The organism is Shewanella sp. 10N.286.51.B8, from assembly GCF_041469325.1.
Lineage (GTDB): Bacteria > Pseudomonadota > Gammaproteobacteria > Enterobacterales > Shewanellaceae > Shewanella.
This window is the reverse complement of record NZ_JBFRKG010000041.1, coordinates 37,031-57,416: the sequence shown is the minus strand read 5'-3', so window position 1 is coordinate 57,416 and position 20,386 is coordinate 37,031. Positions and strand designations below refer to the sequence as shown.

At 41.4% G+C, this 20,386-nt stretch carries 18 protein-coding genes; 12 read left to right on the top strand and 6 right to left on the bottom strand.

All coding sequences use genetic code 11. The features are described 5' to 3' along the window. Positions 1-285: 285 nt before the first annotated feature. On the top strand, positions 286-1,884 hold the full coding sequence (locus AB4160_RS15595; protein WP_372005443.1) for an AMP-binding protein: 1,599 nt from the start codon (positions 286-288) through the stop codon (positions 1,882-1,884). Between the two features lie 108 nt (positions 1,885-1,992). Here AB4160_RS15595 and AB4160_RS15590 read toward each other — a convergent pair whose 3' ends face one another. Both AB4160_RS15590 and AB4160_RS15585 read right to left on the bottom strand, forming a co-directional pair. After that, the gene (locus AB4160_RS15590; protein WP_372000060.1) at positions 1,993-3,804 is read right to left on the bottom strand and encodes an ABC transporter transmembrane domain-containing protein; all 1,812 of its coding nucleotides are present in this window, start codon (positions 3,802-3,804) and stop codon (positions 1,993-1,995) included. Between the two features lie 162 nt (positions 3,805-3,966). Beyond that, positions 3,967-4,374, bottom strand: a complete 408-nt coding sequence (locus AB4160_RS15585; protein ID WP_102475573.1) for a hypothetical protein — start codon at positions 4,372-4,374, stop codon at positions 3,967-3,969. 274 nt (positions 4,375-4,648) lie between these two features. Here AB4160_RS15585 and AB4160_RS15580 point away from each other — a divergent pair, with 274 nt between their 5' ends. Then, positions 4,649-5,800: a methyltransferase gene (locus AB4160_RS15580; RefSeq protein ID WP_372005441.1), complete on the top strand. Its 1,152-nt coding sequence runs from the start codon at positions 4,649-4,651 to the stop codon at positions 5,798-5,800. 911 nt (positions 5,801-6,711) lie between these two features. Here the strand turns inward: AB4160_RS15580 and AB4160_RS15575 are convergent. Continuing rightward, a complete protein-coding gene (locus AB4160_RS15575) occupies positions 6,712-7,452 on the bottom strand; it encodes a FadR/GntR family transcriptional regulator (RefSeq protein WP_102438889.1) in 741 nt (246 codons plus the stop codon). 374 nt (positions 7,453-7,826) lie between these two features. On the opposite strand from AB4160_RS15575, the gene AB4160_RS15570 reads away from it, so the two are divergent. The 4 genes from AB4160_RS15570 to AB4160_RS15555 all read left to right on the top strand — a co-directional run bounded on the left by AB4160_RS15570 (position 7,827) and on the right by AB4160_RS15555 (position 12,206). After that, entirely contained in the window at positions 7,827-8,132 is a 306-nt protein-coding gene (locus tag AB4160_RS15570; RefSeq protein WP_303502622.1) for a hypothetical protein, read from the top strand. 110 nt (positions 8,133-8,242) lie between these two features. Continuing rightward, on the top strand, positions 8,243-10,552 hold the full coding sequence (locus AB4160_RS15565) for a chondroitinase-B domain-containing protein (RefSeq protein ID WP_372005439.1): 2,310 nt from the start codon (positions 8,243-8,245) through the stop codon (positions 10,550-10,552). Between the two features lie 8 nt (positions 10,553-10,560). After that, entirely contained in the window at positions 10,561-10,908 is a 348-nt protein-coding gene (locus AB4160_RS15560; RefSeq protein WP_102438895.1) for a cupin domain-containing protein, read from the top strand. Beyond that, entirely contained in the window at positions 10,905-12,206 is a 1,302-nt protein-coding gene (locus AB4160_RS15555; protein WP_102475577.1) for an MFS transporter, read from the top strand. The genes AB4160_RS15560 and AB4160_RS15555 overlap by 4 nt, the downstream gene beginning before the upstream one ends. Positions 12,207-12,415: 209 nt before the next feature. On the opposite strand, the gene AB4160_RS15550 is transcribed toward AB4160_RS15555, so the two are convergent. Together AB4160_RS15550 and AB4160_RS15545 are read right to left on the bottom strand one after the other, a co-directional pair. Continuing rightward, positions 12,416-13,330 (bottom strand): sterol desaturase family protein, encoded by a 915-nt coding sequence (locus AB4160_RS15550; RefSeq protein ID WP_372005437.1) that lies wholly within the window; start codon positions 13,328-13,330, stop codon positions 12,416-12,418. An 87-nt stretch (positions 13,331-13,417) separates the two neighbouring features. Next, positions 13,418-14,455 (bottom strand): DUF2804 domain-containing protein, encoded by a 1,038-nt coding sequence (locus AB4160_RS15545; RefSeq protein ID WP_102438901.1) that lies wholly within the window; start codon positions 14,453-14,455, stop codon positions 13,418-13,420. 222 nt (positions 14,456-14,677) lie between these two features. Between AB4160_RS15545 and AB4160_RS15540 the strand changes: the two genes are divergently transcribed. From AB4160_RS15540 to AB4160_RS15525, 4 genes are all read left to right on the top strand, one after another. Continuing rightward, positions 14,678-15,244 (top strand): YajG family lipoprotein, encoded by a 567-nt coding sequence (locus AB4160_RS15540; RefSeq protein WP_102438903.1) that lies wholly within the window; start codon positions 14,678-14,680, stop codon positions 15,242-15,244. Positions 15,245-15,258: 14 nt separating this feature from the next. Then, entirely contained in the window at positions 15,259-15,843 is a 585-nt protein-coding gene (locus tag AB4160_RS15535; protein WP_102475580.1) for a peptidylprolyl isomerase, read from the top strand. 291 nt (positions 15,844-16,134) lie between these two features. Continuing rightward, the gene (locus tag AB4160_RS15530) at positions 16,135-16,473 is read left to right on the top strand and encodes a hypothetical protein (RefSeq protein ID WP_102475590.1); all 339 of its coding nucleotides are present in this window, start codon (positions 16,135-16,137) and stop codon (positions 16,471-16,473) included. A gap of 257 nt (positions 16,474-16,730) precedes the next feature. Further along, entirely contained in the window at positions 16,731-18,137 is a 1,407-nt protein-coding gene (locus AB4160_RS15525; RefSeq protein ID WP_372005434.1) for an AmpG family muropeptide MFS transporter, read from the top strand. 120 nt (positions 18,138-18,257) lie between these two features. On the opposite strand, the gene AB4160_RS15520 is transcribed toward AB4160_RS15525, so the two are convergent. Beyond that, entirely contained in the window at positions 18,258-18,743 is a 486-nt protein-coding gene (locus AB4160_RS15520; protein WP_303445568.1) for a YajQ family cyclic di-GMP-binding protein, read from the bottom strand. Positions 18,744-18,912: 169 nt separating this feature from the next. On the opposite strand from AB4160_RS15520, the gene AB4160_RS15515 reads away from it, so the two are divergent. Together AB4160_RS15515 and AB4160_RS15510 are read left to right on the top strand one after the other, a co-directional pair. Continuing rightward, complete coding sequence (locus AB4160_RS15515; RefSeq protein WP_102438911.1) at positions 18,913-19,290, top strand: VanZ family protein; 378 nt, start codon at positions 18,913-18,915, stop codon at positions 19,288-19,290. A gap of 17 nt (positions 19,291-19,307) precedes the next feature. Next, entirely contained in the window at positions 19,308-20,363 is a 1,056-nt protein-coding gene (locus AB4160_RS15510) for a ketopantoate reductase family protein (RefSeq protein WP_102438913.1), read from the top strand. Positions 20,364-20,386: the final 23 nt, after the last annotated feature.

Genomic DNA, 20,386 nt, shown 5'->3' with positions numbered 1-20,386 from the left:
AGACTAAAACACTAACTAAATGAATAGCAAGGCAGTTGATAACGCTGACTTTATACTTACAAACCAATTAACCATGAGGCTCAAGAACACCTTTCTAGTTCAAAAAACCATCAAAACTGAACGAATAGATAATGCTAACCATCAGCCATTATAGAGCAAAAACTCCATACTTTTTAATACTATAATTTTACAAAGCTATAGAATGTTGTTGACCTGTTAACTAAAACCACTCTAATCTAAACGCCTGTTTGAAATGCAGCAAAAAAAACAACAAAGGGCATAAGCATGGGGTATGACGCAGATAAAGAACTCAATCTACAGCAATATGATTCATTGGTAGATTTGATCGAACAAACTTGCCAACGTTATGGGGATAATGTGGCTTATGCTTGTTTGGGGAAACAAACCACCTTTAAAGAACTCGAACTTGCTTCACGTCAGTTTGCCGCCTACATGCAAAACCATAGTCAGCTAAAACCTGGGGATCGCATCGCGATTCAGTTGCCAAATATCACTCAATTTGTGATTGCCGCATACGGTGCAATTCGTGCGGGGCTAATCATAGTCAACACTAACCCGCTGTATACTGAACGTGAGCTAATCCATCAGTTTAATGATTCCGGCGCAAAAGCCTTGGTGGTGTTATCTAACTTATTACCCACATTAAATAATGTAGTTGCGAAAACTGATATTGAATTAGTCATCAGCACCCATGCACTGGATTTAATTAATCCTCAGCCTCAAGCCGACACCCCTTTTGCAAAAGTCGAATTTAACCACATGCTCGCCTTAGGTGAACAATCAAGCTTTAGTCCTTACAAACCTCAGCAAGAAGATCTAGCCGCGCTGCAATACACTGGCGGCACCACGGGCTTATCAAAAGGTGCCATGCTAAGCCATCGCAATATGTTGGCTAACTCAGGCCAAGTAAAATCGCGTATTGCCAGCACTATGACTGAAGGCAAGGACATTTTTGTCGCGCCGTTACCGATTTATCATATCTATGCCTTTATGGTGAATTTAGTCCTGTATTTTGAATCTGGCAGCTGCTCAGTGCTAATCCCTAACCCACGCGATATTGCAGGCTTAATAAAGACTATGGCCAGTTATCCGTTTACTGGCTTTGCAGGGCTTAATACTTTATTTGTTGGCCTATGCCACCAACCAGAATTTCAAGCATTGGATTTTAGTAAGTTAACCATTACGCTCTCTGGCGGCACAGCACTGACAAGTGCTGCGGCAAATATTTGGCAAAAAACTACTGGCAGTATGATATCTGAGGGTTATGGCTTATCAGAAACCGCCCCGGTAGTGAGCTTAAATGCGCCGGGTTACCAAAAGTTAGGCACTATTGGTAAACCTGTATTGGCCACCGAGGTTAAAATATTAGATATAAACGATGAAGAAGTGCCATTAGGTGAAGCTGGCGAACTTGCAGTTAAAGGCCCACAAGTGATGCAAGGCTATTGGCAAAAGCCTGAAGAAACCGCCAAAGTCATGACCCGTAACGGTTATTTTAAAACCGGCGATATTGCAGTCGCTACTGAAGATGGTTTTCACAAAATAGTCGATCGCAAAAAAGACATGATTATCGTTTCAGGTTTTAATGTTTATCCCAATGAAGTGGAAGATATTTTATCCCAAAACGAATTAGTGCTTGAGTGCGCGGTAGTCGGTGTCGAAGATGAAAAATCCGGTGAAGCAGTTAAAGCAGTGATCGTTTTAAAAGATCCCTCAATTGATGAAGCGCAAACCAAACAGCAAATTTCAGATTATTGCCGCAGCCAATTAACAGCCTATAAAATTCCACGCATTATTGAGTTTACCGAGCAACTGCCGAAAAGCACTGTGGGTAAAATCTTACGCCGCGAGTTAAGAAAGTAGCAGTCCACGGTATATGATTTAAAAGAAATATCATTCGTAACAACATCAAAAATGCCTTCACAATTGAAGGCATTTTTTTATCGCTGGCTAAACTGAAAATAGTCAGCGCTAAGCAGATTCTTGCCCTATGTCAATGTCAGCGAGTAATTGCAAGCTGGCAAACGCGTTATAAATTTCACTTGTATGCATTAGCTCTTGGTGTGTGCCCACAGCAACGACTTGGCCTTTTTCTAACACCACAATTCTGTCGGCATTAATCACTGTGGCTAATCGATGGGCAATGATCAAGGTGGTTCTGCCCTGCATCAGATTATCTAAACCTTGCTTTACATACACTTCACTCACCGCATCTAGGGCACTGGTGGCTTCATCTAATAATAGAATAGGTCTGTCTGCCAATATGGCTCTGGCAATGGCAATGCGCTGTTTTTGACCACCTGAGAGCTTAACGCCTCTCTCACCTAAATAGGTATGATAGCCGTCAGGTAACTCATTAATAAATTCATCAGCTTTAGCTGTTTTACAAGCGTTAATAACCTCATCTTCGCTGGCATCAACCCGGCCATAGCGAACATTTTCAAGTACGTTAGTGGCGAAAATAACTGAGTCTTGTGGCACTAATGCATACTGCTCGCGTAATTGGTTTAAGCTCAACTGCGAGATATCAAATCCATCTAACTTAACAGCGCCTGAGCGAGGTTGATAAAAACGTAGCAGCAATTCAAATAAGGTACTTTTACCGGCGCCGCTTTCTCCTACCAACGCAACTCTTTCACCCGCCTTAATCTGTAAATCAATGCCTTTAATGACATCATCGGCAACACTAGGGTAAGCAAAACGTAACTGCTCTAGACTCAGTTGGCCTTTAACCTCATCAGGGAGCATCTGAGGCGTTGTAACTTGTGGTAAATCAATAGGAGTGTTCACTAACTCAACTAATCGCTCTGCAGCGCCTGAGGCGCGCTGAATTTCACTGAACACTTCACTAATGGTGGCCACTGCACCTGCTGCCATTACCGCATAAAACATAAAGGCGGATAATTCACCAGCGGTAATATTTTGCGCCATCACATCTTGCGCCCCAACCCACAGCACCAAGGCAATAGCGGCAATACTTAAAAACATTACTGAAGATATTAAAATAGAGCGATAGAGAATACGGCTTTTAGCCGCGGTCATCACAGCTTCAACTTGCTCATTGAACACGTAGCGATCTTTACTTTCATGGCCGTAGGCTTGCACGGTATGAATTTCATGGAGGGTTTCATCGATATACGCCCCCAGATCGCCCACTTTATCTTGGCTGGTACGTGAATACTGACGCACTTTTTTACCAAGAAAAATAACCGGAACAAACACCATAGGCACAGCCAGTAACACTAAGCCCGTTAACTTAATACTGGTCAGCGCCATCATCACTATAGCGCCGAGCACGGTAACACTTGAGCGAAACGCCATCGACAAACTACTGCCCACCACACTTTGCAATAACGTGCTGTCAGCGGTAAAGCGTGAAATCACTTCACCAGTGCGCTGCTCGGCAAAAAATGCCGGCGATAATGACAATAAATGGTTATATACTTTCAAGCGAATATCAGCGATAACCCGCTCACCTAGCCAAGTCATTAAGTAAAAGCGACAAAAGACCGCCGTGCCACTTACTGCGGTTATCACTAATATAAACAAGACGATTTCATTGAGCCGGCCAGCGTTATCAGCCACAAAGCCTTCATCGACCATCATCTTCACTCCTTGGCCTAATGATAACCAAGCAAATGAGCCGATAAATAAAAAGATAATTGCCGCTACCACTCTCATTCGATAAGGCTTAAGAAATGTCATAATCCACGGCAATACTGGAAATGCTTGTTTAGACGATGGCTTTTGTTCAAGTGGCTGTGAAGGCGAGTCAGTAGTCAAAATAGATACCAATAAAAACTAAGTAGCCAAATAGTACCAATAAACAATCAAGCAGATGAAGATAAATATAGCATTGACAATACTGAGCCAATTATTGAACTCAGCATTGTTGCAAAATGGTGCAGGGTTTTACTATTGCTTGCAGTAAAACAAAACAGTAGATTAGCTCAAGCTGTTACTGTCGATGGTTTTCAGTGAGCGTAAAAATATCCCTAAGCCGCCAACACTCAGCACTAAGATAACAATTAATTCGAACGCGCTCATTTGGGTAAAGCGAAAATTAATTGAGCTAATCACGCCGAAGATAAGCGCAACCAGTGAGCCAAAGGTTAGGATCCAGCCAAAAATATTTTTGGCATTGTAAAACATCAAACCTACTCCAAACATAAATGGGATCATGATCATGCCACTGGTCAGGTTCATACCGCCCATTCTGTATAGACTATGCCCCATACCAAATGAACTGGTGATTTTAATGGCATTCAGTAGCATATAAAAACCACCGCACATCATAATCAAACCAATAAAAAATGACCCAATTCCACCTGACGTTCCACCTGCACCTTTCATACAATTCCTTTGTAAATGTTAATGTTATTAGCGCGTTGAGCTTAATCTATTGCCTATGTAATCTAGCATCAGTCACCTTGGCGCTGCAAACCTTATCAGCCTATGTCGAACAAATACGCCACAGGGCAATTTGGGTGTAAGGCGTCATCATTTTAGATATGGCGATTAAACGGGGCGATTAACTGCAGATAAGCCCTGAGTTCCTCTCGCACAATAAACGCTTATCTGCGATAATTATCGGCTATTTTGATGATGTTGATGACAGGTAATTATAATGACGGCAAACCAATTCTCATGTGAAGGAATTGAGTTAACACTTTTTCGCTATCCAAAGCAGCAAGAGTCCAACCTGCAAGCTTGGGATGCCGCCGATGAACACCTGATAAAACATATTATTGAGTCAAGCCAGATTCAGTCAAACACGAGCCCAGTTAATACCGCCATCATTAATGATAATTTTGGGGCGCTGCAATGCGGCCTTGTTGCGATTGAGCCAAGCTGGCCTTTATTTGTGGAAACCGACGCGAAAACCAGTTTACTGGGGGCTGAGTTAAACTTAGCAGCCAATCAACTGCCATCAGATAATATCCAGCGTTTTCATAGCCGTGAGCTATTACCTGACATCTTGCAGCTAGTGTTAATGAAGCTGCCAAAAAACCTCAGTTATTTTGCTCATCAATTGCAGCGCTTATCTCAGGTTTTACCAAAAGGTACTCAGGTACTCATTGGCGCTAAAGCAAAAACCATCAATAAAGCGATTTTAGCCGTCATTGAGAAAAATTTAGGCGCTGCTAATGCTAGCTTAACTTGGAAGAAAACCCGCGTAATCACTTGTATTGCTGACGGTAATAAACGCCAACTTCCACAAGCTGTCAACTGGCCTGTTGATGAGTTATCACTTAACATCAGTAACTTAAGCAATGTATTTGCCGCTAACAAGCTCGATATTGGTGCTCGTATCATGCTAGATAACTTGCCAGAAGGTGAGTTTAATACCGTTATAGATCTTGGTTGTGGTAATGGTATTTTAGGCCTGCGAGCCGGACAACTTTACCCGCAAGCAACTATCCACTTTGTAGACGACTCAGAAATGGCCGTTGCATCGAGTCGTCACAATTGGCAAGCAAATGGCTTTGCTCGTGAAAAAGCGCAGTTTCATTGGGATGATTGTTTAACCCACTTAGATGCTGAAATGGTGGCTGATTTGGTGTTGTGTAACCCTCCTTTTCACCAGGGGGAAGCAATAACCGATCACATTGCATGGCAGATGTTTGTTGATGCCCGTAAACGTTTAGCCCCTGGCGGCATGTTACAAGTCGTGGGCAATCGGCATTTGGCTTACCATGTAAAATTGAAGCGTTTATTTAAAAACTGCAACACTGTGGCGTCAAATGGTAAGTTTGTTATTTTACAAGCAATTAAGTAAACCCTGCCAGACTCAACCTTTGTTCAAGCTTCGATTAAGCCTTTAACTTAAAGGCTTAATCGCGCTAACAGTTAAACGACTCATTCTGGCTAATCAGTGCAGTTAATCTGTGCCGCTAATCTGTGTTAGTCATATCAGGCCCTAGTTTCAATACTTCTCCCCCACAGATACTTTACTCGGCCGAGTCAAAACAGTTAACCGCCAAGACGAGCATTACCACTTAAGTTGTTACTCATGTAAGTTTATTACCAGCTGTAACAATCGAGCTTACCATAACGGCTAATGATCGAAGACTGGCTATAAAATAAAGCGCCTAATAAATCGATATTGATATGACACCCTATAGCAAATTATAACGCTATTAACTAACCCGAGACGCTATTATTCAAGCTAATAAGCTGCCACCAGCCCCTAAATAAAAGCTTAGATAAGGCAATTAAATTGGTAATAACACCAGAAGAAAATTGGTATACCAACAGAATAGCTAGATGATCTCCGTAACCAACGCCAAAAATACAAACAAATATCATTCTCAGAAAATTTATTACAATTTAGTAACAAAAAACTTTTAAGATAGCAACGTAATTACATACTTTTTAAGCACCTATCATCACTTTTTCACTGTAAATCAATAAAAGCTTATCCCGAAGGTTTAATATAATGTCCAATAAACTGACAATCCTTGTTAATTGATAAGGTAAAATATCACCAGGGTTAGACTCTAGACCAACTCGGCTTAAGTCATTAAATTAGTGATTTGAATTAGCGATTTGAATTAGCGATAAGAGTAAAAAAGACAACCTTTAACCGCAGCCCTTGCTTTGGCCGCTGATTTTGTACAAAAAACAAACAGAATTCTCTACAACCATAAAAAAAGGACGCTTAGCGTCCTTTAAAGTGTGTATTGATGGTTAACTTAATCTGTTAACCAAGTTATCAATTGAATATAAATCACGCTTCTCACTGTTTTTACGTTTCACTTCTTCAAGTGATTTAGCCTCAACAGTATCAAACAATACATTAATCAAGCGATTAAAGTGTTTGTGCATAGCTGCACGCGCCTCTGAAGCATCTGCTGCGGCGAGAGCCTCATAAATGGCAGTATGTTCATCTAAGGTCTTCTGGTTGTCTTTGCTACAAACGCTATCATAGTCGTCAATAATTTTTGGACTTGATGCCCGCAGTGCCCACAAGCTTTCAAACATTTTGATTAATGCACCGTTACGAGTAGAGTTAGCGATGATGTTATGAAACATTTGATCTGCTTCTTCTACATAAGACTTATTTTCCATCATAATCAATGTCTTATTTAACTCTACCAATTCTTCTTCGGTAATAGTATTTGCTGCAAGTGCAGCTATCTCACCTTCAACAAGTGCTCTAGCCTGGGTTAATTCAAAGGCGTTGATTTTGTTTTTTAGCTGGGACTGATTGACTGATTGTAAGACGTAAACACCCGAACCCGTTTTAACTTCAATTTTCTCTCGCACTTCCAGTGCAATAATCGCCTCACGAATGGTTGGACGACTAACATCAAACTTTTCAGCTAGCTCCCTTTCTGGAGGTAAACGACTACCAGGTACATATTCGCCGCGAGTAATAGACGCTTCAATCTCTTCTACGATGCGCCAAAACATACGTCTATTTTTCATGTTTGGTCCTTCAATATTTTAAAAAATAACAATTTGCATAACCTACATCATATCGATTTAGTAATTCAACGCAAAGCCTATTTATCAGTTTAGAGTGCAATTCAGCAATCATACAAGTAGTAATCATTGTTACCTTAATGTTATTGGTAATAACAAAAAAGTAAAGCCAATTTAATATTGGTAACACAAAATGGTTGACACGCACCATGACCATTGGTTAGTTTCTATGCAGCGAAAGGTTGTATTTAAAGATCATGTTTAAAGGATTGTGTTCGCATTTAAATACAATATTTTATCTGGGGAGATAAACGTGAAACTTAATAAAATAAGCGACGCATTAAGGTTAAGTAAGCTTAACTGGCAGCCAAAATATTGTGCCTGATGCAAATCTATTTGGTTTCTCACCACAAGTGGCATCTGCGTCAGTGTATTGGGAAGGTGATTGGGCAACATTCAGAGTACTTTATAAGTACCGAGAATCGTATTTCCAACCTAATAACTTGCCGTTTCCAGATAGTTCAAACCGTTATGTGCAAGACTCTGATTACTTATCTGTATCACTTAAAGCGCTAAACCTGCTAGACGAGCCACAAATCATGACTCGTGGTAATGACACCACAGTTTCTGACTACTCTCGTTCAGGGCCTAAGTACTTCCTTGGCGCGAAAGTTAAGTTTTAATCCGCATTAGAAACTTAGCATTGGCACTCCTACCCCACTATTGAGCTAGGAGTTTATTTACGATTAAAACAACACTAAAACTCAGTATAAAAATAACAATGAGCGTACTAATGCAATATCAATATTTACCTAGCAAGGATAAAAACTTAAAACATATTGCTCTTATGCTGTGTCTATCGGCATTAAGCCCTTTCTTATCGCTCAATGCAGCCACTTACACAGTGAAGACGCCTGTGGAATATAACCAAACAATAAAAAATATTGTCGCAGGTGATGAAATCATCTTGGCTGACGGTATTTGGCAAGACTTTGAAATCAACTTTAGCGGTCAAGGCACAAAAGCGGCCCCCATCACACTGTCAGCGCAAACCAAAGGCAAAGTCATATTATCAGGACAATCTAATTTGCGTTTATCTGGCCAGTATTTACATGTAAGCGGCTTAGTATTTAAAAATGGCTACAGTCCAAGCCGTGAAGTGATTGCCTTTAGAAGCAGTGATGATGATTTTGCTAATCATTCGCGAGTATCTGAAGTGGTCATCGACAACTTCAATAAGCCAGAGCGATTTGATTCTGATCAGTGGGTGGCGCTGTATGGTAAAAATAACCGCTTCGACCACAATCATTTAGTGGGTAAGCGTAATAAAGGCGTGACCTTAACGGTGCGATTAAAATCGCCGTTAAGTCAGCAAAATAATCATCAGATTGATCATAACTACTTTGGTCCTCGGCCAACCTTGGGATCCAATGGCGGTGAAACAATCCGCATTGGCACTAGCCATCATTCCATGTCGGCATCGCAAACTGTCATCGAAAATAACTACTTTGACCGCTGTGATGGCGAAGTAGAAATCATCTCCGTTAAGTCCGGCAACAACACCATTCGTAACAACACCTTTTTTGCATCCCGCGGCACCTTAACCCTACGTCATGGTAATGCTAACCAAATAAGCAGCAATGTATTTTTAGGTAATGGCGTAGAGCACACTGGCGGCGTTCGGGTGATCAATCGCGATCAAATCGTCACCAACAACTACTTTGAAGGCTTAACGGGTTATCGCTTTGGCAGTGGCTTCACCATTATGAATGGCGTACCTAACTCGCCTTTAAATCGTTATCACCAAGTGGTTAATGCCAATATTAATCACAACAGTTTTATTGATGTAAACCATATTCATTTAGCTGCAGGTAGCGATGCTGAACGCTCTGCTGCGCCGCTAGAAACTCAGTTTTCAAAAAACCTGTTAGTTAATCGCAATCAACTATCACCGTTCGCCATATTTGATGATATTTCAGGGATAAGCTTTACTAACAACGTTTCTAATAAGCTTAACAATAACAGCATTACTCAAGGCATTGATGCGCAATCGATTAAACTAGTGCGGGCTGAAAATGGCCTGTTATATCCAAGCAATAACGCCTTAAGCGCCTATGGCATATCGACCTCACTCACTCCCACTTTAAAAAGCGCAACTGGCGTGAGTTGGTATCCGAAAACAGAACCAGAAATCGCCTTTGATTCAGGTAACCAAATCGCAGTTTCAACCGCGCAAGAGCTTAAGCAAGCCGTTAACCATGCAAGCGCTGGCGATGTTATCGCACTCAATAACGGCGAATATCAGCTTGAACAAGTGTTACTTATCAATAAGCCGCTCACCATCAAGGCACGAGTAAAGCAACAAGCCAAACTGAGTTTTAGCCAATCCAGCCTATTTGAAATTCAAAATAACGGCAGTTTAAAGCTCGATGGTTTAGTCATTAGCGGTAAAAATAGTACCAATATTGCAGGTAACGATATTGCAGCTAACGATGTTGCAGAAAACAGTGTGGTAAAAACCACCAGCTCCGGCATGTTAACCAATTATCGATTCAGCTTATTAAATAGTGAAATCAAACAACTTGATAACCAGCCTTCATTTCACTTTTTTGACTCAGGTGCGCGAGCTTTTGCCAATAATATTGTCATTAGCAATAATCACTTTATCAATATCAGCGGTGATATTTTAAGGCTCAATAAAGAGACTGATGATAAAGGCATTTATAACGCTGAGTATGTACAAGTAAACAACAATCAGTTTGAGCATATTCAAGGCTCACTGGTTAATTTATATCGCGGCGGTAAAGACGAAAGTACCTTCGGCCCTCACCTTACATTTGTGAATAATCACATCAATCAGGTTGGCCTTGGAAAACGTAATCCCTTCAAAGCCAGCTTATACCTTCATGGCGTGCAAGTGACCGATATGGCTAATAATCAATTTACTGACAGTGCCGCAGTCAAAATAGAACACACCACAGGTGACCCCGTCACTCAACTCAGTCATAACCAATTTACTCATACGCTACTACCAACCATTAGCGCGCTTTATGAAAACCCTAAATTTATCCATAAAAAACCAATAACTAAAAATAAGCAGTAGGAGTCACAATGAAACAGAGCGAACATTTTTCATTTGGAAATGAAACAGAAATTGAAGACATTGGCGGCGGTTTAAAGCGTCAAATGCTTGGGTTTAATCAAGAGCTAATGGCAGTAAAAATTTGGTTTGAGAAAGGAGCCATTGGTTACAATCATGCCCACAGACACTCACAAGTTTCATACGTTGTGGAAGGTGAATTTCACTTTAATATCGATGGCGTCACTAAAATTCTAAGAGCGGGTGATAGCTGTATGATCCCGCCTCATGCAGACCATGGGGCCACTTGCCCAACAGGCGGTATTTTAATTGATACCTTTAGTCCCGCAAGAGAAGATTTCATTGAGGGACTAAAATGAAAATAAGAAACTTACGCTGGTGGGTGATTCTACTCATCGCATTAGCTACGGTAATTAATTATATCGACCGTTCAGCGCTAAGCGTGCTTTGGCCTGATATTGTTGAAGATATATTTCCTAATGAAACCGCACTAGAGCGCAAACAGATCTATGCCAATATTTCTATTGTATTCATATTATCTTATGCCTTTGGTCAGGCGATATTTGGTAAAATATTTGACTGGATTGGTACCCGACTAGGCTTTGTGCTCTCAATTGGGGTGTGGTCGATTGCAACAGCTGCACATGCATTCGCACAGGGTATGCTGAGCTTCAGTATCTTTAGAGCAATTCTAGGTCTGGCTGAGGCTGGTAACTGGCCAGGCGCAGCTAAAAGTAACGCTGATTGGTTTCCTACAAAGGAGCGCGCTTTAGCCCAAGGCATTTTTAACTCAGGTGCTGCTATTGGCGGCATTATATCGATTCCACTTATCGCTTATATGACCGTTTATTTTAGCTGGCAAATGGTCTTCGTTGTCATTGGTTTGGTCGGTTTATTATGGTTAATCCCTTGGATTATCTTAGTTAAAGCACCGCCTAAGTCTCACCCTTGGATTACCGAGGAGGAGCGACAATACATTTTAACAGGTCAGAAATGCACTAACGCTGACGATGAAGTTGATGCAAAAGAATATAACCCGACCACCACAGAGCTACTTTCTCATAAGCAAAGTTGGGGGGTGATTATTGCGTCTGCAGCAATCGATCCTATCTGGTGGTTGTTTGTTTTCTGGATCCCTATTTACCTCAATGAAGTGTACGCCATGGATGTTAAGTCTATTGGGATATACGGCTGGGTGCCTTATGTGGGAGCAATGCTTGGGGCATGGTTTGGTGGCTTACTGGCACAAAACCGTTTAAAAGCAGGTTGGGATACCAATAAAACCCGTAAGCTGACGATTACCTTAGGTTGTTTGATTATGTTGCCATCGCTTTTATCTATGGCAAACCCAGGTGGGCCAACGACCGCGGTAATGATCATGGCGGTGATCTTGTTCGGCTTTCAAACGGCTATTGGTAATGTACAAACACTGCCCAGTGATTTATTTGGGAAAAAAGCTGTGGGTACACTAGCAGGAGTTTCAGGAATGGCTGCCAAGCTAGGGGCATTAGGGTTAACAGCGTTAGTGCCCTATTTAACGGCTGACGGTAACTACACGCCAGCATTTGTTATTGGTGCATCTTTAGCTCTCATTGCCATTGCTGCGGTGTGGATATTGATCCCCAGAATTGAGCCTGTTAGCCCCAAAAGCAAATAGCCTCAACTCAAGATAGATTAACAACGATTTAGCATTACATTATCTAGCAATAAACCTTATGTTCTGAGCAAACATAAAGTGACTAGTTAATTGTCGCTGGGGCTGAACCCAAATAGCCCTTTTTTATTTGGTGAGACCTACTTTTCATGTACTCAACCCCTTCCGAGTATCTGTTAAGTAGGTTAAACCTTCGTTATTGGCTATTACCTTTAGTGATTATGATACTCTTCGCTCAAGGTTTTTACGCTATCAACCTTAGTATTGAGCTTCAAATCAACTTGAGCCGGCGGCGACAATAACACCGCTAATCTTTGCTTTAATGTTAACCCCGCCATAGTCACTTCCTTAAACATGTCTCGCCACTCAGCAAAGCTCACGATTATAGGATTAAAACTATTAACCGGCTTGGTAATACCATAAATCACCGTGTCATTTTCAGGCTCAAAGGTGTTAAATAACTTATCCCAAATGATCAGCACGCCTGCATAATTTTTATCAATATATTGTGGGTTACGGCCATGGTGCACCCGATGATGTGACGGCGTATTAAAAATAAGCTCAAGCGGGCCAAGAGATTTAATCGCTTGGGTATGCACAAAAAACTGTAACCCCAAATTAAGCAGTACTACAAATACCACCCAATTGGGGTCAAACCCAATCACCACCAATGGCAGCCAAAACAGCCACATTCCCGCTAAGGGGTAAAGCAAACTCTGCCTAAAAGCAGTGCTGAAATTCATATTTTCAGAGCTATGGTGAACAACATGAGCCGCCCACATCCAGCGCACACGGTGGCTTGCGCGGTGAAACCAGTAATAACAGAAATCTTGGGCGATCATCAACGCAATAAAACTGCCAATTCCCATTTGAATATCAAGTAGCTTCCAATCAAATACCATCAGGTATAATTTTGCGATAAATAATCCGGCTAAAATGTCAGTTAGTTGATGCATTGCGGCAAGGCAAAAATTACACGCAACTTCCATAGGGGCGTACTTGGCTGATTCGGGTAACTTATTGGATCTAGTGCCTAGATACCACTCCAGTAAAATGCACAGGAAAAATAGTGGCGCCAGCACCAGTAGCAAGATCTCGGGGTGAGTGATCAGTGTATTCAAATCCATTGAAAACCTTCTTTATTTTTTATTATTGTATTTTATGAATCTATTTATAAATGCATTAACCCATTGGCGCTAACAGGCTTAGGTTCATTACCACTTTGCAAAATGATCTTCGGTTAATCCAAGTTGATTTTGTAACTGATGCACTCGGCCATTATTGTCGGTTATCTGGCCACTAAAATAACCAATATACTGCCTGAAATTACTTTTAAGAAACCCAAGGTTAATCTTCTCACTGCGACACTTTAATGCGCGAAAGCTTAAATCAATTTGGTTGTCGCCCCCGGTGATGTACCAATCATCGTCACTGCGCTGGCGATTAAACTCAAACCTTACCGCTGGCATAAAATGGCGTTCACCATTAATCCATAACACGTTCTCAGTGGCGCCTGTTTCATTAACGCCCGCGGCTAAGTTAAGCCCCAACACACCCGATTCAACTTGAGTATTGATTGACGCCCAGCGCCAGCTGGTTTCTCGGCGCATGTATCCGGCAGAAAAATCATAACTCGCTAAAGCCTGATTCAGCGGCTGCGGTTCATCATTGACCGTTAAACTGCCTGATACTTTTAAACCATTGTGTTTTTGGGTATAGGTCCAACCGTTATAGCCGGTTGGCGTGCATAAACTCATCGGCAAACTTAACATGGGCGCTGTTAATGTAAGCTCAGCCTGAATATTGTCTGCGGCGATATATAACTGCCAGACACCGTCTTTAATAACAAATTCAATCTGAGATTGGCGATGCTTAATGCGCGACTGACCATTTTTAGGTGACTGAGACAGTGACATACCCAGCGCTAACGGTTTTAAGGTTTGCGTCTGTGTTAAGCGATTTTTTTCTATGTCATAGAGGTAACAAAAACTGCTGCCAACATAGCGAATATCGGCAATAGCCACCCCAATGATATAACGAGGGGTAGTAATATTAATAAATTGAAATTGCTTAAAATCGACATGTTTTGCAAACCATGAACTGGGCTTATCCATGTCAGTAAAGTAACTAAATTGCTTAACACCAAGATCTGCGACAATGCCATCAAAATGCCCATATATAGGTTGGCCGTCATTTTTAATTAACGATTCTGGCGCTAATGCCGAAGTGGGTTGTCGATGATGTAAAGCCATTTAGCATCCAATGAATAATATGATTAGACTCTAACCTCTATACTTTCAGGGCTAAAGTCAATGGTTTGTTACCATGGGATATCACCACTAATCTCTCATCATCATGGCGAAATAATCCAGACTAATAAATGAACCAGTGAAACTGATTAACTCAGGTTATTGGGCTGGCAAGGCAGTAAAAATCTGTTATTCTGAGGCCATCATTTTTTACCGTTTTGTGACATGAAATCATTACCTTTGTTGTTATGCAGCTCGTTATTTCTTTCAGCTTGCGCCAGTTACACCCCGACCCATATTGCGCTTAACCCCAGTGTCCCCCAACCACTGAATCAAATCGACCAATATGCCACTGTTGCGGTAAACACCATTGATGTCCGCAAAGCTAACTTTATTGTTCGCTTTAATAAAGAAGGTGAAGCAGCAGAATTAATTAGCCCAAGTGAACCTATCAGGCAGCAACTGGACAATGTATTTAAGCAAGCCATGACCAAGGCGGGCTATCAAGTTGACCCTGCAGCGACCAATTCGGCTGAATTTCAATTAGATTATTTACTGACAGATGTCACCGAGTCGACTTTCGGTTTTGAGGCAAAGACGACATTAACCATCAATGTGGTCGCTAAAAATCAAACCCAAGAATTTACTAAGATATATAACGCTAAAGGTTTATTAAAGGGCCCATTTAGCCCAGATTACGCCACCCTTGAGCTGGATATGAATAAGCTCATCGATGAACTGACCAGCAAAATTATTAATGATGCTGAACTGCACCATTTCTTACAACAATAACCCAGGAAGAAGCCATGCTTAAGTGGATGTTAGCCAGCGTACTTGCATTATCAACCATGGTTGCTCAAGCAGCCGTGGATATTCAGCCCGATACGCTTTACCCAAAAGTTGAGTTTGATACCAGCATGGGCAAGGTCGTGGTTGAGCTAGATAGAACCCGTGCGCCACTCACTGTGGATAATTTTTTGACCTATGTGGTCAAAGGCGATTATGACAATACGATTTTTCATCGCGTCATTGCCGATTTTGTGGTTCAAGGTGGCGGATTAACCTCGGAGTTTGAAGAACTTCCATCGCTAGACCCTATCGTTAATGAATCCGGTAATGGTTTATCCAATGCTATGGGCACCATTGCTATGGCTCGCGATAACGACCCCCACTCTGCCACGCGTCAGTTTTACTTCAATGTAGGCGATAATAAAAACCTCAATCCTTCCAAGCGCCGTTGGGGTTATGCGGTATTTGGCGAAGTCGTAGAAGGAATGGCAGTACTGGAAGCCATGTCATATGTTCCAACTGGCCATAATGCCCAACTCAATTGGCCTGATGTGCCCGTTAAAGAAGTGAAATTGAATAAAGCGACACTACTGAAACGATAAACCTTATAAATTTCATGGTTATAGGTGACTCATTTACGTTACGTAAATTCATCAATTATTTAAAAAAGCGGCGTTAAATATACATTTAACGCCGCTTTTTTGTAGTTTTTTACAATGCCTAGCGATGATTATCTAGTCATAAATACTGAATTTCATTTTACTTTGTAAATCCGAGTGAATGTTCAAGATAACCAACTATACTTTAGTCTATCTTGTAACAAACCTTATTGGTCAATAAATGGAATTATAAGGACGCTTCTCATGCCAATTAAGATAACAACGCCAAAGACGATGACGCCCAATGATTTTATAGAAACCAAAGCCCCTCAACTGGCGTATTATGGAAAAGCCTTCTTAGATAACCAACTAGATCACCATGAAATCAAGCTCTACATGTGGGATGTATTGGAAGAGTGGCAAGCCGTCGACTTAGATAACCCTCCTGAAACTATGACTCCAACTGATACTGAAAAAGTATTTTGGCATTTATTGCACTGTTTTCATGAATGGCCAGCAATGGTTATCCGCGGTAATCAATATTTACGTCAACAAGTTCACGATTGCTGTGATTACATTAATAGCGGTGGTGAAGTACCTCAAGGTTGTGTTGGCATTAGACCCACTATTTAGTGGGTCTTTTTAGTTACAACACAGCTTGTTATAAGCGCTATGCTAATTACTTTTTTATTATTTGAATCATCAATATAACCAATGCTCACTCATAGCAGCGTTGAGCTTAAACTCATGGTTTAACAAACCTGAGTATTACAAATACCCTTGTTTATTGACCAAGCTCAAATTGCTGTACTATTAATAACTTGATAATAACTTGAACCATCTAGCGAGCCCGCTTAAGCTAGAGCCATTCTCCTCTTATCTGTTGTCTTATGTCAGAATTATTTAGTCGAACTCGAGAAGCGCTGTCAGTTTATTATCATAAGCGCGTGGTTATTTTATTGTTACTCGGGTTCTCGGCTGGCCTGCCGTTAATGTTAGTATTTTCAACCTTAAGCTTTTGGTTAAGAGAAGCTGGCGTTGACCGCGCCGCCATTGGTTACTTTAGTTGGATAGCCCTCACCTACGCCTTCAAATGGGCCTGGTCACCACTGGTTGACCGCATGTCTTTGCCTATTTTTACCCGATTTTTTGGCCGCCGCCGTGGCTGGATGCTATTTGCGCAGTTATGTCTGGTGGGCGCCATTGCCGGCATGTCATTTAGCGATCCCTTAGTGGATTTAGAGCGGCTTGCCATTTGCGCTTTCTTACTCGCCTTAGCCTCAGCCACCCAAGACATTGTCATTGATGCATTTCGTATTGAATCTGCTCCAGAAAAAATGCAAGCAGCCTTAGCTGCGGCATATCAAGTAGGTTATCGCGGCGCAATGATTGTCGCCACAGCAGGGGCGTTAAGCATTGCCGCTTGGGTTGACCCTGGCAATGATGGCTACAATCTTGAATCATGGCAAACCGCTTACTTTGTGATGGCGTTATTAATGTCAGTGGGTATTATTACCACTCTTTGCAGTAAAGAGCCTGAAGTTGACACCAAAAGCGCTGATGAACAAGAGTTACAACTTAAACAACGCTTTGCACAAAAGTATCCGCCTAAACTTGCAGCGCCATTGGCTTGGTTGTATAGCGCCAGCGTATTGCCCTTTATCGACTTTTTTAAGCGATATGGTAAAACCGCGATACTGATTTTATTACTTATATCTTGCTACCGCATCTCAGACATTGTTATGGGAATTATGGCCAATGTGTTCTATGTCGACATGGGCTTTAGTAAAGAGGAAATTGCTTTTGTTAGTAAAGTCTATGGTTTAATCATGACCTTAGTTGGCGCAGCATTTGGCGGCTTATTAATTGTCCGTTATGGCACCATGAAAATCCTCTTTCTAGGGGCATTGTTAGTGGCCATCACTAACCTGTTATTTGCTTGGCAAGCTTACATTGGCTACAACATGCCATTTTTGACCTTTGCTATTTCAGTGGATAACTTCAGCGCTGGTATTGCTACTGCGGCATTTATTGCGTACTTATCAAGCCTAACTAGTAGCGGTTACAGCGCAACTCAATATGCCCTACTCTCCTCTATCATGTTGCTATTCCCTAAGTTTATCGCTGGGTTTTCTGGGGTTTATGTTGATGCCTTTGGCTATGTAAATTTCTTTATCGCCGCCAGTTTAATTGGCTTTCCGGTATTGATTTTAATTAGTTTATTACAACGCTATAGCTCGGTTAAACATCAACAAACTGATGAGCCTATACTGTCAGCTGAGGCCGATAAAAACTAATCTATTTAATTCATCACAAGATATTCAGCATAAAAAAAGCCCAATTACATTGGGCTTTTTTATATTAAGAGGCTTATCCGCAGCACAACTTAATGCAGCAGCATTTTACGCTTCAGAAATTTAATCTCTAAAGTTATTAAATTGAAACGGTTGCCCTAAGTCAGCTTCTTTAGCAAGGCGCATGACCGCTTGTAAGTCGTCACGCTTTTTACCTGTCACTCGAACCGAGTCACCTTGAATCGCGGCTTGCACTTTAAGCTTGCTATCTTTAATCGCTTTGACTAATTTTTTGGCGATAAGTGTTTCAATGCCTTCTTTAAACTTCACTTTTAGACTGAAGGTTTTACCGCTATGTACCGTCTTGTCATCCACATCCATGGCTGATGGGTCAACATTACGCTTACTAAGCTGAATGCGTAAAATATCCACCAACTGCTGACATTGGAAATCATCTTCGGCTTTTAAAGTCACCACATGATCTTTGTATTCGATTTCAGCATCTTTACCGCGAAAATCAAATCGTCCCGCCAATTCACGGCGAGAGTTTTCAACGGCATTACGTAATTCAACTTCGTCAACTTCTGATACGACATCCATAGATGGCATAGTCATTCTCCAATAAATTATTTAGGGTTATTTTAACACTCTAAGCCTGTAGGCAAAGCCTAGACTAAAGAGAAAACAATTAATAGTTGGAATTTAATGACTTTGAACGCTGCTTTTTTTATTATTGATTTACTCAAACGACATTGCATCCAGCTAAGATATGTACAGCATGAAAATGAAATTGTTTTTTAGCGCCGCTTTTGCTTTCGCTGTCATCATCATCAGTTACTTGGTTTTCTCTAAACCTAACTATCCAATGACGTTTTCTAATATGGATAAAGTCGGCCATACCGTCAGTTTTTTGGGCTTAACGTTTTTAGCTTATTTTGCCTTCAAGCCTAAATGGTACTGGATGGGGCTGATAATGACTGCCTATGCGGTATTAATTGAACTGATACAATCGCAGATCCCCTATCGTAGCGCCTCTATTGCTGATGTAGTTGCAGATTTAATTGGGGTGGTATTATTTTACTTATTGCTATTTGTGTTTAGAAAATATCAAGCTGCAAAGTTATTCAAAAAGGGACCGCTCAAATCTGCCCTATAGCACTCAAGAGAAACCACATGCCACAGCGCACTAACAGCGACCGCAATATCCTTAACACTACCCAAAAGCCAGTTTTTGATGTTAACGACAACCATGTTAACGACAATCATGTTAACGATAATCATGTGTACCAGACTGATATTGCGATTATTGGGGCTGGCGCTATTGGCAGCTTGCTGTACTGCCAGTTAGCAGCAATCAAGCAGCCATTACTACTCACACGCAGTCGCTCTGTAGGCGCTACAAGCCATGATGATTGCTCTACAATCACTCTTGAAACTCTTAACGGTGACAGTTTGCATCAGCCCTGTATCCAAGCGAACATAAATCAGCTTAACAAGGCTGCGTTAGCCAATATTAAATTAGTCATTGTCTGCGTAAAGGCTTATCAAGTGACTGATGCTATTGCTTCTATATTGGCGCTTATTCCACAGAGTTGTCATATTCTGCTGCTACACAATGGTATGGGGCCACATTTAGAGGTGTTAGCCCTTCTAAAGCAACACCCTCAACTTAAACTGGGGTTATCTTTAGGCACGACATCTCAAGCGGCGTTAAAACTGGCGCCGATGCAGGTGCGCCATACGGGTAAAGGTAAAAGCATTATTGGCCATTTATCTGGCCCAGTAATGCCTTTAGCAATACAAAACCAATTACTGGCTGCTGTTGAAGATATGTCGGTAGTCGATGATATCGTCACTAGTTTGTGGCAAAAGCTGCTGGTTAATTGCGCCATTAACCCACTGACGGCATTAGCCCAATGTGCTAATGGTGAATTGGCCCAGCCGCAATTTCAGCAGCAAATCGAGGCGATAACGCAAGAGTGCATCATGGTCGCCAAAGCTGATGGGGTTAACCTTTCGCTGCTTGATTCTGTTGCCATCATCAATCAGGTAATTAAACTCACAGCCAACAACTTTTCGTCTATGCATCAAGATATTCATCACAATCGCAAAACCGAGATACTGCAAATTAACGGTTACGTGGTCGCCCGCGCAGCCCATCACGGTTTAACAGCTGCGATAAATCAAAGCATGCTAACTGAAATAACCGCGCTAGAAAGTGCGCTATAAACCCAATAGATGAAAAACCATAG

Bases quoted from the DNA above. Each gene is read 5' to 3' on its own strand.
- AB4160_RS15555 (WP_102475577.1), top strand. From the start codon at position 10,905: ATGAAAATAAGAAACTTACGCTGGTGGGTGATTCTACTCATCGCATTA.
- AB4160_RS15510 (WP_102438913.1), top strand. From the start codon at position 19,308: ATGCCACAGCGCACTAACAGCGACCGCAATATCCTTAACACTACCCAA.
- AB4160_RS15595 (WP_372005443.1), top strand. From the start codon at position 286: ATGGGGTATGACGCAGATAAAGAACTCAATCTACAGCAATATGATTCA.
- AB4160_RS15530 (WP_102475590.1), top strand. From the start codon at position 16,135: ATGACGCCCAATGATTTTATAGAAACCAAAGCCCCTCAACTGGCGTAT.
- AB4160_RS15550 (WP_372005437.1), bottom strand. From the start codon at position 13,330: ATGGATTTGAATACACTGATCACTCACCCCGAGATCTTGCTACTGGTG.
- AB4160_RS15575 (WP_102438889.1), bottom strand. From the start codon at position 7,452: ATGAAAAATAGACGTATGTTTTGGCGCATCGTAGAAGAGATTGAAGCG.
- AB4160_RS15525 (WP_372005434.1), top strand. From the start codon at position 16,731: ATGTCAGAATTATTTAGTCGAACTCGAGAAGCGCTGTCAGTTTATTAT.
- AB4160_RS15545 (WP_102438901.1), bottom strand. From the start codon at position 14,455: ATGGCTTTACATCATCGACAACCCACTTCGGCATTAGCGCCAGAATCG.
- AB4160_RS15515 (WP_102438911.1), top strand. From the start codon at position 18,913: ATGAAAATGAAATTGTTTTTTAGCGCCGCTTTTGCTTTCGCTGTCATC.
- AB4160_RS15560 (WP_102438895.1), top strand. From the start codon at position 10,561: ATGAAACAGAGCGAACATTTTTCATTTGGAAATGAAACAGAAATTGAA.
- AB4160_RS15535 (WP_102475580.1), top strand. From the start codon at position 15,259: ATGCTTAAGTGGATGTTAGCCAGCGTACTTGCATTATCAACCATGGTT.
- AB4160_RS15585 (WP_102475573.1), bottom strand. From the start codon at position 4,374: ATGAAAGGTGCAGGTGGAACGTCAGGTGGAATTGGGTCATTTTTTATT.
- AB4160_RS15565 (WP_372005439.1), top strand. From the start codon at position 8,243: ATGCAATATCAATATTTACCTAGCAAGGATAAAAACTTAAAACATATT.
- AB4160_RS15520 (WP_303445568.1), bottom strand. From the start codon at position 18,743: ATGCCATCTATGGATGTCGTATCAGAAGTTGACGAAGTTGAATTACGT.
- AB4160_RS15540 (WP_102438903.1), top strand. From the start codon at position 14,678: ATGAAATCATTACCTTTGTTGTTATGCAGCTCGTTATTTCTTTCAGCT.
- AB4160_RS15580 (WP_372005441.1), top strand. From the start codon at position 4,649: ATGACGGCAAACCAATTCTCATGTGAAGGAATTGAGTTAACACTTTTT.